This is a genomic window from Donghicola mangrovi (genome assembly GCF_013377535.1).
Taxonomy (GTDB): domain Bacteria; phylum Pseudomonadota; class Alphaproteobacteria; order Rhodobacterales; family Rhodobacteraceae; genus Donghicola; species Donghicola mangrovi.
The window spans coordinates 1-14,931 of sequence record NZ_JABCJE010000020.1; the positions used below are offsets into that span (position 1 = coordinate 1).

General features: G+C 63.7%; 16 protein-coding genes. 7 read left to right on the forward strand and 9 right to left on the reverse strand.

What is annotated here, in order from left to right:
* The first annotated feature begins 168 nt into the window (after positions 1-168).
* Positions 169-2,562 (forward strand): DUF3141 domain-containing protein, encoded by a 2,394-nt coding sequence (locus tag HJ536_RS19875; protein WP_338082465.1) that lies wholly within the window; start codon positions 169-171, stop codon positions 2,560-2,562.
* On the opposite strand, the gene HJ536_RS19880 is transcribed toward HJ536_RS19875, so the two are convergent.
* Positions 2,559-2,912, reverse strand: coding sequence for an antibiotic biosynthesis monooxygenase family protein (locus HJ536_RS19880; RefSeq protein ID WP_177159136.1), 354 nt, complete (start codon positions 2,910-2,912; stop codon positions 2,559-2,561). The genes HJ536_RS19875 and HJ536_RS19880 overlap by 4 nt on opposite strands.
* A complete protein-coding gene (locus HJ536_RS19885; RefSeq protein ID WP_177159137.1) occupies positions 2,909-3,232 on the reverse strand; it encodes an NIPSNAP family protein in 324 nt (107 codons plus the stop codon). The genes HJ536_RS19880 and HJ536_RS19885 overlap by 4 nt, the downstream gene beginning before the upstream one ends.
* Before the next feature lie 99 nt (positions 3,233-3,331).
* Here HJ536_RS19885 and HJ536_RS19890 point away from each other — a divergent pair, with 99 nt between their 5' ends.
* Entirely contained in the window at positions 3,332-3,832 is a 501-nt protein-coding gene (locus HJ536_RS19890; protein WP_228028832.1) for an ArsR family transcriptional regulator, read from the forward strand.
* Between the two features lie 6 nt (positions 3,833-3,838).
* Here HJ536_RS19890 and HJ536_RS19895 read toward each other — a convergent pair whose 3' ends face one another.
* From HJ536_RS19895 to HJ536_RS19905, 3 genes are all read right to left on the reverse strand, one after another.
* Positions 3,839-4,378, reverse strand: a complete 540-nt coding sequence (locus HJ536_RS19895; protein WP_177159138.1) for a YaeQ family protein — start codon at positions 4,376-4,378, stop codon at positions 3,839-3,841.
* Between the two features lie 72 nt (positions 4,379-4,450).
* Entirely contained in the window at positions 4,451-4,975 is a 525-nt protein-coding gene (locus tag HJ536_RS19900; RefSeq protein ID WP_176856167.1) for a hypothetical protein, read from the reverse strand.
* A gap of 83 nt (positions 4,976-5,058) precedes the next feature.
* Positions 5,059-5,688, reverse strand: coding sequence for a glutathione S-transferase (locus HJ536_RS19905; protein WP_177159139.1), 630 nt, complete (start codon positions 5,686-5,688; stop codon positions 5,059-5,061).
* Positions 5,689-5,860: 172 nt separating this feature from the next.
* Here HJ536_RS19905 and HJ536_RS19910 point away from each other — a divergent pair, with 172 nt between their 5' ends.
* The 3 genes from HJ536_RS19910 (at position 5,861) to HJ536_RS19920 (ending at position 9,127) form a co-directional block, all read left to right on the forward strand.
* The gene (locus HJ536_RS19910; protein WP_176856166.1) at positions 5,861-6,499 is read left to right on the forward strand and encodes a TetR/AcrR family transcriptional regulator; all 639 of its coding nucleotides are present in this window, start codon (positions 5,861-5,863) and stop codon (positions 6,497-6,499) included.
* Positions 6,500-6,545: 46 nt separating this feature from the next.
* Positions 6,546-7,604 (forward strand): MBL fold metallo-hydrolase, encoded by a 1,059-nt coding sequence (locus tag HJ536_RS19915; protein ID WP_177159140.1) that lies wholly within the window; start codon positions 6,546-6,548, stop codon positions 7,602-7,604.
* A 119-nt stretch (positions 7,605-7,723) separates the two neighbouring features.
* Positions 7,724-9,127: an MFS transporter gene (locus HJ536_RS19920; RefSeq protein WP_228028833.1), complete on the forward strand. Its 1,404-nt coding sequence runs from the start codon at positions 7,724-7,726 to the stop codon at positions 9,125-9,127.
* A 53-nt stretch (positions 9,128-9,180) separates the two neighbouring features.
* On the opposite strand, the gene HJ536_RS19925 is transcribed toward HJ536_RS19920, so the two are convergent.
* From HJ536_RS19925 to HJ536_RS19940, 4 genes are all read right to left on the reverse strand, one after another.
* Positions 9,181-10,188 (reverse strand): VOC family protein, encoded by a 1,008-nt coding sequence (locus HJ536_RS19925; protein WP_177159141.1) that lies wholly within the window; start codon positions 10,186-10,188, stop codon positions 9,181-9,183.
* Positions 10,189-10,218: 30 nt separating this feature from the next.
* Positions 10,219-10,524 (reverse strand): 2-hydroxymuconate tautomerase, encoded by a 306-nt coding sequence (locus HJ536_RS19930; protein ID WP_338082466.1) that lies wholly within the window; start codon positions 10,522-10,524, stop codon positions 10,219-10,221.
* Positions 10,525-10,671: 147 nt separating this feature from the next.
* Positions 10,672-11,574, reverse strand: coding sequence for a LysR family transcriptional regulator (locus HJ536_RS19935; RefSeq protein WP_228028834.1), 903 nt, complete (start codon positions 11,572-11,574; stop codon positions 10,672-10,674).
* Positions 11,575-11,626: 52 nt separating this feature from the next.
* Entirely contained in the window at positions 11,627-13,087 is a 1,461-nt protein-coding gene (locus HJ536_RS19940) for a 2-hydroxymuconic semialdehyde dehydrogenase (RefSeq protein ID WP_177159143.1), read from the reverse strand.
* A gap of 216 nt (positions 13,088-13,303) precedes the next feature.
* Here HJ536_RS19940 and HJ536_RS19945 point away from each other — a divergent pair, with 216 nt between their 5' ends.
* Positions 13,304-14,104: a fumarylacetoacetate hydrolase family protein gene (locus HJ536_RS19945; RefSeq protein WP_177159144.1), complete on the forward strand. Its 801-nt coding sequence runs from the start codon at positions 13,304-13,306 to the stop codon at positions 14,102-14,104.
* Complete coding sequence (gene dmpH, locus HJ536_RS19950; protein ID WP_177159145.1) at positions 14,101-14,907, forward strand: 2-oxo-3-hexenedioate decarboxylase; 807 nt, start codon at positions 14,101-14,103, stop codon at positions 14,905-14,907. The genes HJ536_RS19945 and dmpH overlap by 4 nt, the downstream gene beginning before the upstream one ends.
* The last annotated feature ends 24 nt before the right edge of the window (positions 14,908-14,931 follow it).

Consider the following 14,931-nt stretch of genomic DNA (forward strand, 5'->3'; position numbering starts at 1 on the left):
CCTAAACAGCCCCACTGGCCAGAAACGCAGCAAACCCTGCGGTTTCCCATGCCAAATCCACCGCCTTGATCCCAAGTTCATCGGACTGTCACCCATCCAGTGTCAGAGTGGAATCGCGGGCGCGCGCTGCGTCCGGTTGCGTGGTGTTTTCCTCTGGAGGGTGGATCAGTGGTCAGTGTTTACGAATTGTTCAATGCAGCAGGAACGCTTCAACCGGCTCAGGCGCAGCGCGATGTTTTTGACAAGGTGAACGGGGGCCTCCATCAGGGGATGGCGGAACTGTCGGCCAATGCGGAAACCGGCAAGATCCAGTCAGCCGCCCTTGAGCGTCACAGCCAGCGCATGTTGGCCGAGCATTCCGAACGGGCGCGCCATCAGCTCGAGGATCTGTTGGCCTTGGTCGAAAAGATGGGCGCGGTCAGTGCGCCCGCGGGCATGGCCGGGCAATGGGCCGAGTATCTGCGTGACTGCTCTGAACGCGCTATTCTGGCGGCCGATATCCTGCGCAAACGCGCTGATATCTTTCTAGAGCACGAGGCCGCCGGGTGCCCGCCAGTTCTGGTCTATGACTATGAACTGGTGATGGACGGGGCCGATCTGCCGCATCCCTCGAATTATATGCTGTTGAAAATCACGCCGCCCGAGGGGGTCGAGGTCCATGACTGGAAGCGCCCCTATATCATCATTGATCCGCGGGCGGGGCATGGTCCGGGGATTGGCGGGTTCAAATCGGACAGTCAGGTGGGCGTCGCGCTGGCGGGGGGGCACCCTGTCTATTTCGTCGCGTTCCGCCGTGAACCGGCCGAGGGGCAGTACCTGTCGTTCGTCACGCGCTCCGAAGCGGCCTTTGTCCGGGAGGTGATGCGCCGTCACCCCGATGCGGCCAAACCCATCATCACCGGCAACTGTCAGGGCGGGTGGGCGACCTTGCTGCTGGCGGCGACCAATCCCGATCTGACCGGCCCGATCGTGATTAACGGCGCGCCTGTGGCCACGTGGTCCGGCAAGGTGGGCGACAACCCGATGCGCTATAACGCGGGGGTGCTGGGGGGCACGTGGGTGCCGATGTTCCTGTCCGACCTTGGGGGCGGGCTGTTTGACGGGGCGCATCTGGTCCAGAACTTTGAACTGCTGAACCCCTCGCGCACGTTGTTCCGCAAATACACCGACCTCTTCCGGGATGCGGACACCGCCGAACCCGCCTTTCTGGAGTTCGAGCGTTGGTGGGGCGGGTTCTTTTTGCTGAACGAGACGGAAATCCACTGGATCGTCGAGCAGTTGTTCGTCGGCAACCGTCTGGTCAAGAACGAGGCGCGGATCGAACCGGGCCGTCCTGTGGACCTCAAGGCGATCCGTGCGCCGATCATCGTGTTCGCCAGCCACGGGGACAATATCACGCCGCCCCAGCAGGCCCTGAACTGGATCGTGCAAACCTATGCGGACGAACAGGAAATCCGCATCCGCGGGCAGCGCATCATCTATATGGTCCATGAAAAGGTCGGCCATCTGGGCATCTTCGTGTCCTCGAAAATCGCCAAGCGCGAGCACACCGAGGTGGCCTCGACCCTGAAAACCATCGAGGCGTTGGCCCCCGGCCTTTATGAGATGACCATCGACGATATCGTCGAAGAGGATGGCGAAACCCATTTCGTGGTTGGCTTCTCCGAGCGTCAGATGGCCGATATCCGCAGCCTGAGCGAGGATATGCAGGACGAGCGTCCCTTTGCCGCCGTGGCCCGCAATTCCGAGGTGCAGGCGCAGCTTTACGATGCGCTGGTGCGTCCCTTCATGAAGGCCGCGATCACCAAATCCGCAGCCGAGGCCAGCCGCGTTCTGCATCCCCAGCGCCTGTCGCGGGCGATGATGGCTTCGCGCAATCCGCTGGTGGCCCCGATTGAGGCGCTGGCCGGTCATGTGGTGGAGAACCGCGCCAAGGCCGATCCCGCCAATCCCTTCTTGGCGGCCGAGGCGTTCTGGGTCCAAGGGGTCGAGCAGGCCATCGACATGTGGCGCGACGCGCGGGACATGATGACCGAGATGTCGTTCTATGCCCTGTGGTCGAACCCGTGGGGCCGCAATTTCGGCAGCACCCACGAAACCCGCCGCACCCTGAAGAACCCGCAGGAGCTGCGTAATCTGCCCGAGGTCACGCAGGCCCTGTTCAACATGCGCCGTGGCGGCTTTGCCGAGGCGGTGATCCGTATGCTGATCCTCTTGGCCGAGAACCGTGGCGCTGTCCGCCGCGACCGTCTGGAACGCGCAAGCCGCCTGCTGACCAAGGACGAGCCCTTTAAATCGCTGGGGGCAGAGCGCCGCGCGATGATCATTCAGGAACAGACCCTGATCGTCACCTACGAACCCGAAGAGGCGATCGCCAGTCTGCCAGACCTGCTGACCACTCAGCCGGAGCGCGAGACCGCTCTGCTGGTGGTCCGCTTTGTCCCCGGCGCGATTTCCGAGATGTCGCCCCAGACCCTGCACCTGCTGGAGCGGTTCCATAAGGTCTTGGGCCAGCCCGAGTTTACCTCGGACGTGACCGAGGACCCGCTGGCCATCGCCTAGGTGCCAGTCGCGTGGGCGGCGCGGCTGTCGAGCGGGGCCTGATCCCGCGCGGTCATGCCATAGTCGCGCGTGACCTCTGCGATACGCAGGCGATAGTCGGCAAACACATGATGGCGGCCTGCCGCCTGAACCCGCCGGTGCTGGGGCAGGTTGCGCCATGCGGCCACCGCGGCCTCGTCCCGCCAGAATGACAGGGACAGGACTTTGCCCGGCGTGGTCAGGCTCTGGAACCGTTCGATCGCGATAAAGCCGTCCAGATCGTCCAGCAGGGGCCGCAATTCCGCGGCCAGATCCAGATACTCGGTCTGAGCGGGACCGGGGACCGAGGCCTCGAATATCACGGCGATCATGGGCGGTCCCCGTGGGGTGCCGAGGCCAGTTTGACGAACAGGCGGTTTTCTTGGCGGATAACCCCTTCGCGTTTGGCGAACAGGTAGTTTTCCCGTCCCAGCGGGTCCTGTGACAGTCGGGCGCGGTAGTCTTCGTACGCGGCCAACGAGGGCAGGTTGTAGATGCCATAAGCGGTGCTGACGGACCCTTCGTGCGGGGCGAAATAGCCCACCAGATCGGCCCCGCAGCGCGGGATGCAGGCGCCCCAAGTCTGGGCATACTGGTCGAACAACTCGCGGCGGTTCGGGTCAATGTCGTAGGTGATAATGCAGGTGATCATAGGGGTGTCCTTGGTTGAATATCCCCAGCCTAGGCGACCGAGCTGGCGGGCCTTGGGGGGATCACCAAGCAGACGGCCAGTTCCCATCTGGCCAAACTGGTGGACGGCGACGTGCTGGCGGTCGAGGCGCAGGGCAGGCACCGATATTTCCGCCTTGCCGGAGCCCATGTGGCCAGCCTGCTAGAGGCAATGATGGTCTTTTCCGGCGATGCCGCTCCGCCCTTGCGCACTGGGCCCCGCGATCCGGCCCTGCGCAAGGCCCGCATCTGCTACGATCATCTGGCGGGGGAAATGGGCGTGCGCCTGTTCGAGCGTATGGTGCAGGACCGCTGGCTGGCCGATGATCTAAGCATCACCACCCGCGGCACTGCGAAACTGGCAGAGATCGGCCTGTCGCTGGCGGACCTGCCGCCAAGCAACCGCCCCATGTGCCGCGCCTGTTTGGACTGGAGTCAGCGGCGTCAGCACCTTGCCGGACGGTTGGGGCAGGCGGTTCTGGACCGGATGCTGGCGCAGACTTGGGCGCGCCGGATGCCGAATTCCCGGGTCATCAGCTTCACCCCCGAGGGCGAGCGCAGGTTCAACGCTTGGGTCGGCTGAAGGGCCTCAGGCCTTCCAGATGATGGGGTTCACGTAGACGATATCCTCGCCCAAGCTGACCATGACTTCGGCGTCCTGAATGTTCACCTGCAGCTTCATCGCGCGGTTCGCCAGTTTGGCCAGCGCGGCGGTCTCTTCTTCGGCAAGGTTCACGACCGACAGGTTGTCAAAGCGGGTGGTGCTGCCCTTGATCTTGTCCCACCAGACCTCGGCGGGTTTGCCGCCATAGGGGTAGACCACGACCTTGGTCGCCTTGCTGCAGGACTGGCGCAGGACTTTTTCGCTGGGCAGGCCCAAGGCAACCCACACATCCAGCTCGCCGCTCAGGCTTTTCTGCCAGATGTCGGGTTCGTCATCGGTGGACAGGCCCTTGGTCATTTCCAGATGCTCGTGGGCGTTCAGGGCAAAGGCCAGAATGCGGACCATCATGCGTTCGTCGGTTTCCGACGGGTGCTTGGCAATGGTCAGCTTGTGGGTCTCGTAATAGTGGCGGTCCATGTCCGAAACAGACAGCTCGACCTTATAGATAGTAGCGTTTTGCGCCATGGGATGACCCTCCTGATCCTTGGGGCGCTGCCTATCCGGTCCCGAGGGCATTGGAAAGCAGATAGCGCCGCGTCAGTCCTCTTCGAAGAAGCTGTCGGGCAGGTTGGGCCGGATGGTGTGGACAAAGATATCGACCTCTAGCGCCAATCCGACCTCGAAATCATGCAGTTCGTCGGCGGTCCACTGGTGGTCCTCGAGCTGGCGCAGCAGATCGAGGCGCATCTCTTCGTGGGCGGGCTCTAGGTCGCAGGTGCCGGCGGCGCGCAGCAGGTCGATGCGTTTGTGCATCTCTGTCATGGCCGAGAATGCCTCCATCATCAGGCGGCTCAGGCGCGGCTCGGTGCGCCAGGATTGGCCGCCGAAAACCTCTTGGACCACGCGGTTGCCTGCGCCAAGGCAGTCATAGGCGACGCAGCCGGGAAATCCCTTGCGCTTCAGGTCCGCGTGGATCGAGCAGCTGTGCCCCGACAGGTTGCGGCAGGGCTCGCCCTGGTTCTTGCTGAAGGCAAAGCCTTTGCCCCGATCAAAGGACAGCACAAGGCAGCACAGGGCCGCACATTTCGAGCAGTCGGTGACAAGGCGGTCTGTCTGGGTCATCTGGGCTCTGGGTCCGTAAGGGGCGGGGCAATGGGCCCGTATCCCCCGAATTGACCGTGGAATGCAAGACGCGGACGGGGCGGTCAGCCAAAGATCACGGGCTCTGCGCCCTCGGTCCACTGGGGGAATTTCGGCATCACGCGGGCAAAGCGATCGCTGGCCAGAAAGCGGTCCAGCCAGCCGATCAGGTGGGGCCACGGCTGGGCATCGAACCACGCACGGTCGATATAGGCGAACTGCCGGACAAAGGGCAGGATCGCCAGATCGGCCAGCGTTTCGCGGTCTCCGAACAGCCAGTCGTGGCCGGTCAGGCGCCGGTCCAAAGCCGCAAGGTGGGTGGCGGCCTTGGCGCGCTCGGCCTCGGGGTCATGGTCGGGATAACGGGTGACGTATTTCGTATGGTCGAGGGCTGCCTTGAACGGGCCGTCATTGGCGGCGATCAGGTCCCACCCCTCTGGCGGCATGTCCAAGAGGCCCAAGGGATCGCTCTGCCGCAGGGCCCAGACCATGATGTCCAAACTCTCGTCGATCACCAGATCACCGGCCCGCAGGGCAGGGACGGTGCCAGTGGGCGATGTCTCCAGAAACGCCTGCGGTTTGTCGCGCAGCACAACCTCTCGCAATTCGACGGGCATACCGGCGCTTAGCAGGCCCAGACGGGCGCGCATGGCATAGGGGCAGCGGCGAAAACTATAGAGAACGGGTAGGGACATGGGCAGATTGCGGCCTTGGGGATGATGCGCCAACCTTTCCTGATCGGGGCGGGGATGCAAGGCAATGTGACCGTTGGGACTGGAAATCGGGTTCTGTCACCCCTATAAATGACTAACGGTCACATAAATCCGGCAACCAGCCGAACGACCCCCGTCCCAAGGAACCTGTGCCATGGCATTGCCGGAAAACCGAAAACGCGCCCGCTCGGACGATGAAAAAGAAGCCCGCCGCGGGGCGATCCTGCAAGCCACCCGCGTGATGATCGAGGCCAAGGGCTTTGAGGGGATCACCATGAACGCCATCGCCCAAGAGGCCGCGGTTTCCAAAGGCACGCTCTACCTCTATGCCGCCAGCAAAGAAGAGCTGCTGCTGGCCCTATTCGTGGACGCCATGGAACAGGTCGTCGCGCGGATTGAGGCCGAGGCGACGGCAGACACGCTGGCCGATGTGCTGGTGCAGGTGCCCGCCACAACGCCCCTGTTCCTGCCGCTGCTGGCGCGTCTGTTTGCGGTGATCGAAAAGAACGTGGCGGACGAGCCCCTGTTCGAGAACAAGCGCAAGATGCGCGACATGGGGATGCGCGTGGCCAGTGTGATCGTGCGCCTGACCGGTGCGCCGCTGGATCAGGCCCGTGCGGCCAGCATGACCCTGATGCTGGCGATGCGCGGGGCCGCTCAATCCGACGTGTTGGCCCGCCGCGACCTGACCGGCATCCCCGAAGACCTGCACCCCATGTTTACCAAGGAAAACTTCGTCACCGGCTATTCCGTGGCCGTGCGGATGATCTTGGCGGGCCTGACCCGATCATGACCCCTCTGGCGGATGTTCCCCGAAATTCCCTGAATTGGATGCTTTCATGAACCGTCGTTCTGTTTTGTGCTCTGCTGCTGCGCTGCTTGGTTTGGGAACCGCTGGCGGGGCCGCCGCGACGGCCGCGCGCGCCGGCCACAACCGCTATTACCAAGGGCCCGTGTCCGATCATTTCGATGGCCTGCGGTTCTTTAACCCCGAGGGCAGCCCGCCCAAAGGGCTCAAGGACCTGTGGCGGTGGCGGACCGGCCCTGCGCCCACCAAATGGCCCGAGAGCATTCCCGTGACCCCTGCGCGCCCCGCGACGCGGGTGCAGGACCTGACCATCACCATGGTCGGCCATGCCACGATGCTGATCCAGATACAGGGCAAGAACATCCTGACCGATCCGGTGTGGTCGGACAGGGCCTCTCCGGTCAGTTTTGCGGGGCCCAAGCGGGTCACCGCCCCCGGTATCGCGTTCGAGGACTTGCCCCCCATTGATCTGGTGCTGCTGTCCCACAGCCACTACGACCACATGGATCTTGCGACCCTGAAGCGGCTGAAGGCCGTGCACAACCCGCTGGTGCTGACCCCCTTGGGGAACGATGCGATCATCGCGGGCACCGGCCTGCGGACCGAGGTGCTGGATTGGGGCCAGTCCACGGCCTTTTCCAAGATGTGGGTCCATTGCGAGCCCTGCCACCACTGGGGCGCGCGCGGGATTGCGGATCGGTCTATGTCTCTGTGGGGGGCGTTTGTGTTGACCACGGGGGTGGGGACGGTGCTGTTCATCGGGGACACCGGCTTTGACCAAGGGCGCCCTTACCGCGATCTGGCGCAGCGGTTCGGGCCGATCCGGGCGGCGATCCTGCCCATCGGGGCCTATGATCCGCGCTGGTTCATGGCCGATCAGCACCAGAACCCCGAAGAGGCGGTGACCGGCTTTCAGATGTCCGGCGCGGCCTATGGGGTGGGGCATCACTGGGGCACCATCCAGCTGACCAACGAAGGGCGCGATGATCCCCGCACGGCCTTGCACGCGGCGCTGGATCAGCGGCGGATTGACCGTCAGGTGTTCCGCGCGCTCGAGGCTGGCGATGTCTGGGAAATCCCCAAGCTGTGACAGCCTTCGCCCCGATTTATGCCGAAAGCCGATAGGCCATATCCGGATTAAGTGTCTAATCCGATAAACGCATCGCCCCATCTTTGTTCCGAGGGACCCCACGGAACAAGGATTTCAGCATGAGTAGTATCGAAGACCGGATGGGCGCGTCCGCCGACCAGACCCGCCATCCACAGGCCGTTCTGGCCATTATTCTGATCAGTTATCTGATGATCATACTCGACACCTCGATCGTGATGACGGGGCTGCCGCAAATCCGGCAGGAGCTGGGTTTTTCCACCAGCCAGCTTGGGTGGGTGCAGTCGATCTATACGCTGACCTTCGGGGGCTTTCTGCCGCTGGGGGCACGGGCGGGCGACATTCTGGGGCGGCGCAAGACGTTTCAGGCGGGGCTGGTGATCTTTACCGTGGCCTCGGCGCTGATCGGGTTGGCGCAATCGGCGGCGTGGATGATCGCGGCGCGAGGCCTTCAGGGGTTCGGGGCGGCCATTCTGGCGCCATCGACGCTGGCGCTGTTGTCGTTCTCCTTTCCCGAGGGGCGCGAAAGAACCCGCGCCACCGCGTGGTACGGATCGACCGCGGGCATTGGCGCGGCCGTGGGCTTGGTGCTGGGGGGCGTGCTGGCCCAGACGATTTCGTGGCGCGTGGGGTTCTTTATCAACCTGCCGATCGGTCTGGCGATGATCTTTCTGGGCGCGCGTTATGTCGAGGAAACGGAACCCCGTCCCGGCACCTTTGATCTGAAGGGGGCAATTGCCTCGACCCTCGGGATCGGGGCGCTGATCTGGGGCGTGCTGGAAAGCGCCGAGCGCGGCTGGGGCAATCTTCCTTCGATGGGGGCGATGGCTGCGGGCGCGGTGATCATCGGCGGTTTTGTCCGGCATGAGGCCCGCGCGGACCAGCCCATCCTGCCTCTGCGCCTGTTCGACAACCCAGAGCGTGTGGGCGCCTATCTGGCGCGGTTCCTGTATCTGGCGGCGATGGTGGGGTTCTTCTTCTTTACCACCCAGTTCATGCAGGAGGTGGACGGTTTCACTCCGTTGCAGGCGGGTCTCGGGTTTCTGCCCATGACGCTGGTGAACTTTGCCGTGGCAACCCGCGTCCCTGATCTGACCGAGCGGTTGGGCAACCGTGCGCTGATGCTGATCGGGATCGCCGCGACGGCGCTTGGTATGGGCTGGCTGGCGCAGGTGCAGGCGGTGGGCAGCTATGCGCTGGGGATCGGCCTGCCGATGGCGCTGATCGGGGCGGGGCAAGGGCTGTGCTTTGGTCCGCTGACCGCGTCGGGCATCGCGGGCACACGGCGAGAGGACGCCGGAGCCGCCTCCGGCCTTGTGAACGTCGCGCACCAGATGGGCATGTCGTTCGGGCTGGCGGTGCTGGTCGCGGCGGCGGCGATGTTCGGGCAAGGGGGCTTTGCGGACAGTTTCCACGCGGCGATGACCACAGGCGCGGTCCTTTTGGTGCTGGCTTTGGTGGCGGCTTGGGCGCTGATCCCTGCGGCAGGGCAGTCGGCGCGTTAAACGGCGCACATGGTTGCACCGGCCCGAACAATGCGGGCCGGCGCAGCGGAGGGTTACTCGGCGGGTTCGACGGCGGCTTCGGCCTGTGCGGCGGCAGCAGCCTCGACAATCGGGGTGCCGTAGACAAAGAAGTCCTGCGGCAGCTCGCCCCCGAACCAGACCCCGCCACCGTCAAAGAAGTTCTCTTCGGTCCAGGTCAGGGTTTTCCACTCGGGGTCAAAGATCAGATAGCCGGTGTCGCCGAACAGCTCGATCCGGTTGCCGCCGGGCTCGTAGACATACATGAAGTACGCCTGCGAGACGCCGTGCTTGGCGGGGCCAGCCTCGATCCGGACGTCGTATTCCATCAGGATGTCTGCCAGATCCAGCATCTGCCCCTGATTGCCGTACCAGAAGGCCAGATGGTGCAGTCGGTTGCCCGGACCTGCCTGATCCTTGGTGAACGCGACCTCGTGGACGAGGGGGCTGACCGACAGCCAGCACGCCAGTTCGTCCTGACCGCCAAAGACCACATTCTCGCGCTTCTGGAAGCCCAGATGTTCCTGCATGAAACCGGCGTTCTTGGTCACGTCCGAGCAGAACAGGTTGATGTGGTCGATCCGGCGTACAGGCACACCGCGCAGGGGGCGTTTCTGGGGGCGGGATAGCAGCTTGGATTTCTGCTCTGCGCTGGGTTTGAAGTACTCCACCTCCCAGAAAAGGTGCTGCTTGTGGCCGTCGGGGGTGGTGAACTCGTAGGCGCGGCCATAGCCCTTGTGGCCTTCGACCCATTTGCCGGGGCGGGCAGAGGCGTCGATCGCGGCCACACGGCGCTCCAAGGCCTGCGGGGACGCCGCGCGCCAGCTGACGGTGCCAACGCCGGAATGGTCCGCGCGGGTCAGCTTGAGCGAGTGGTGATAGCGGTCCTCGTAGGCGCGCAAATAGCAGGATGTGCCGTCATCCTCGGTCGGGGTCATGCCCAGAACATCGTGGAAGAACCACAGGGATTCCTCGAATTTCGGCGTAAATAGTTCGACCATCGCCAGTTGGGCGACGTCGTGGATCTGTTCCTGAAAGCTCATGGTTTCCTCCCTAAAACCTGAACGGGGGTTTCAATTACTGGTGACAGTCTCCGGCTGCGGGGCGTGGCCGTTGGCAGCAGGGTCGTGGTCCGCGTATTTGGGTTCGCCCGCGACGGCGAAATGACCTGATTGCAGCTCTTGCAACAGAATGCGCACCGACTGCGGGCTGACGCCCAAAGTCTCGACCGCGGCGCGGGTGACTTCGCGCATGAGCGCCTGCTTTTGGGCAGTCGTGCGGCCTTCCATCAGGTGGATCTGGATGACAGGCATCGGGGCTCCTCTGGGTGGGGTTTGCGCTCTTGTCCGGGTGTCCGGTCCTCTCTGCGCCTTCCGTATAAGGAGAGTGGCCCAAAGGGGGCGATGCTATCAAATACCATTTGAGGCCGGTTCCGATACCGATGCTGCATGGGATTTGGGACGCTGAAACGGGGGCGCCCGCCAACTGCGCGGGGCAGGGCGGGTTCGCGGCGAATGCGCGGTATTTCAGTCGGTTAGTTCGCGGGCAACGGCCAGGAAATTGGCAAGGAAGGGGGATGTGTCCCCTTCGCGGTAGAAGCAAGAGATGTCCACCGTGGCCCCCGCAGGCGGGTTCGCGAGTGGAAGGCAAATGACCCCATCCATGCGCACACTGGTAATGGACTCTGGCACCAGACAGACCCCGAAACCGGCGGCGACCAAGGCCATCGCGGTGAACCCGTCGCCCACGACTTGCGCGACGTTGGGGGCAAAGCCGGCCTCGTGGCACAGCCCCGTGACCTTTTCCACGAAGCCCTGCGCGCGGCTGGCGGGGAACAGCACCATGGGTTCGTCGCGCAGTTCGTTCAGGTCAACGCTGTCTCGCCCTGACCAAGGGCCGGGGTCGGGCAGCACGGCATAAAGGGGCTCGCAGCACAGTTGTTCGGCCACCAGTCCGGGGGTGGGCACGAGCATCCGGTTGAACCCCAAGTCGAGCGAGCGGTTGTGCAGCCCTTCGATCTGACCCAGCTTGTCGGCGGCGTGCATCACGATCTTCACATCGGGATAGCGGTGTTTGAACTCGAGGATAATGCGGGGGATCAGGCTCAGGATCGCGGTGCCGAAAATGGCGATGTCCAAGCGGCCAAGGTTCCCTTCGGCGGCGCGGTGCACGCGGTCGGCGGCTTGGTCCAGACGGGCGGCGATGTTGCGGGCCTCTTCCAGAAACAGGCTGCCGGCTTGGGTCAACTCGACCCCGCGGGGGGTGCGGATGAACAGCTGAGCGCCCAGATTTTCTTCTAGGCTCTGGATCTGCCGCGTGATGGGGGGCTGGCTGACATGCAACCGCTCGGCGGCGCGGCCGAAGTGCAATTCCTCGGCGACGGCGATGAAATAGCGTAACTGGCGAAGGTTCAGGTTTGCGGCACTCATGAGCGTCACTGTGCGAGGGCGCGCGCCGCCATGCAAGCGGCGCGCGGTCGCATCACAGCTTGATGCAGAGGTTGGAGCGCTCGGTGTAGAACTCCAGCGAATGCACGCCGCCTTCGCGCCCGATGCCCGAGGATTTGGAACCCCCGAAAGAGGTCCGCAGATCACGCAGGAACCACGAGTTCACCCAGATCAGGCCCGCCTCGATCTGCCCGCCGACGCGGTGGGCGCGCGACAGGTTCTCGGTCAGGATGGTGGCGGACAGGCCGTAGGTGGTGTCGTTGGCCATCGCGATCACTTCCTCTTCGGTGTCGAAGGGGGTGACGTGGCAGCAGGGGCCAAAGATTTCCTCTTTGACGATGGCGCTGTCCTCGGGGAGGCCAGTCCAGATGGTGGGTTCGACAAAGAAGCCGCCCTGACGCGCATCGTCGAAGTCCGGCACACCGCCGCCGGTGATCACGGTCGCGCCCAACTCGCGGGCCTTGGAGTAGTAGCTCAGCACCTTCTGGCGATGCTCGTCCGAGATCAGCGGGCCGATGGTCGCGCCGGGGGTCTCGGGGCCGCCCTGTTTCAGGGCCTCGGCCCCCGCTTTCAGGCGGCTGACGTATTCGTCAAAGACGGGGCGCTGCACATACACGCGCTCGGTCCCCAGACAGACCTGACCGGTGTTCGCAAAGACCGACCGCATGGTGACCTCGATCGCCTTGTCCATATCGGCATCGGCAAAGATGATCGCGGGGTTCTTGCCCCCCAGTTCGAACGACACATCGCGCAGGCCCACGGCGGCTTGCTTCATGATCGCTTCGCCCGTGCGGGTTTCGCCGGTGAAGGTGATGCCGTTGACTTTTGGGTGCTGGGTTAGCAGCTCGCCCGCCGATCCGGGGCCGAAGCCGTGGATCACGTTGTAAACGCCCTTGGGGATGCCGACGCTGTTCATCACCTCACCCAGAAGGGTGGCGGTGGCGGGGCTTTCCTCGGACGGTTTGACGACCACGGTGTTGCCGCAGGCCAGCGCGGGGCCGACCTTCCACGTCATCAGCAGAAAGGGCGCGTTCCAAGGGGAAATGACCCCGATCACGCCTTTGGGACGGTGCAGTTCAAGGTTCGCCGCGCCGGTGCCATCGGGCGTGTCCATCTGGTAGAACTCGCCGCCCGTATGCTTCAGCATCTCGGCAAAGATGCGGAAGTTGGCCGCGCCGCGGGGGATTTCCACCTTTTCCGCAAAGTGGCGGGTGTGGCCGGTGTCGGCGACCTCGGCCTCGATGAAATCGGGGGTGCGGGCAGCGATGGCGTTGGCCAGCTCCATCAAGAGATCGCAGCGCACCGCCTTGGGCATCTTGCCCCATTCGCCTTTCAGCGCGTTGGCGGCGGCGTTCACGGCCAGATCGACGTCCTCGGCCAAAGCCTCGTGCACGGTGGCGATCTTTTCCCCTGTCGAGGGCGAGAATTTGTCGAACATCCGACCCGAGCGCGCATCCACATAGGCGCCATCGATAAACAGCTGATGGGTTTTCATGAAAATCTCCCCTCCCGAAACCACTTATGCGGGAATGTAGGGATTGGCCGCGATACGCTCCAATGCTTTTGGCGGGGTGCGGCGATACGCTTTGGGTATCGGGTTGCGATGCAAAACCCGTATCAAGGGCGGCCTTTCAAAGTATTGGAGCGTATCGGGCAGCCCCTCTAGCCTTGACCCCAACGGGACCTTGCACGTTTTGCGAGTGGAGGAGCAATGCTGGACCAATCAAGAACCGATGCCCTCGGGGATGCGCTGTATGATGCGCTGACCTCGGGCAAACCCACCCCGAAAATCAGTGCGTTAGAGCCCGATAGCGATATCGAGGACGCCTATCGCATCCAGCTGCGGATGCTGCAGCGCCGTCTGGACGCGGGCGACACGGTGATCGGCAAGAAGATCGGCCTGACCAGCCGCGCCATTCAGGATGCTTTGGGCGTGTATCAGCCCGATTTCGGGCAGGTTACGCAGGCGATGCTGTTCGAGGACGGTGCGACCATTGATCTGGGCACCCTTATGCAGCCGCGTCTAGAGGGCGAGTTGGCCTTCCGTCTGAAGTCCGACCTGATGGGGCCGGGCGTGACGGTGACCGATGTGATCCGCGCGACCGACTATGTGACCCCCTGTTTCGAGATCGTCGATACCCGCTTTGACGACTGGCAGATCAAGATTCAGGACACCGTGGCGGACAATGCCTCTTGCGGGGTGTTTGTGCTCGGCAGTGCGCAGGCCGATCCCCGCGATCTGGACTTGAGCCTTGCTGGCATGGTGCTGGAAAAGAATGGCGAGGTGATCGCCACGGGGGCAGGGGCTGCGGTGCAGGGCTCTCCGGTGATGGCGGTGGCTTGGCTGGCGAATACATTGGGCAAGCTGGGGATCGGGCTGAAGGCTGGCGAGATCATCCTGTCCGGTGCACAGGCCCCGCTGATGGCGGTGGCCGATGGCGACCACTTTACCTGCGAAATCGCCGGCGTCGGCAAATGCGAAATGCGTTTCAAAGGGGAGGCACAGGTATGAGCTTCGACACCCCGAAAACCCTGAGTGACATTGCGATTGAACGGCTGGCAGAGCGCGTGGAAACCGCGCAGCGCTACGCCACGCCGATCCACAAACTGACCGAGGATTACCCCGATCTGACCGTGGCCGAAGGCTACCGCGTCCAGACCGCCCTACGCCGCAGCCTTGAGGGGCGCGGGCAGCAGGTGATCGGTTGGAAGGCCGGTCTGACCTCGAAACCCAAGATGGCGCAGATGGGCGTCTCGACCCCTGCAATCGGATTCCTGACCGACGCGATGGAGCGGCCTGCGAACAGTGCGATCAGCGTCAGTGATCTGATCCACCCGCGGGTCGAGGCCGAGATCGCCTTTGTCACCAAGGTCGAACTGTCCGGCAAAGTCAGCGCCGCAGACGTCATGGCCGCCACCGACTATGTCCAGCCCGCGCTAGAGGTGATCGACAGCCGCTTTTCCGGCTTCAAGTTCGATCTGGAGAGCGTGATCGCCGACAACAGCTCATCCGCCCGATTTGTGCCGGGTGGTCGGATGGTCCGTCCCGACGCGCTGGATTTGCGCACGGTCGGCGTGGTTATGGAGCACAACGGCCAGATCGCACAGATCGGCGCCGGGGCCGAGGTTCTGGGCCATCCCGCCGAGGCCATCGCCATGCTGGTGGGCGTGCTGGACGACATCGGGGAAACCTTGCCCGCTGGCAGCTTTGTCATGGCGGGGGCGATCACAGCGGCCATCCCCGTGAAGGCCGGCGACACCATTACCGCAAGATTTTACGAAATGGGCTCGATCACGGTGACCCTCACCGATTGATCGCCCGAGAGGGAGGAAGACAAC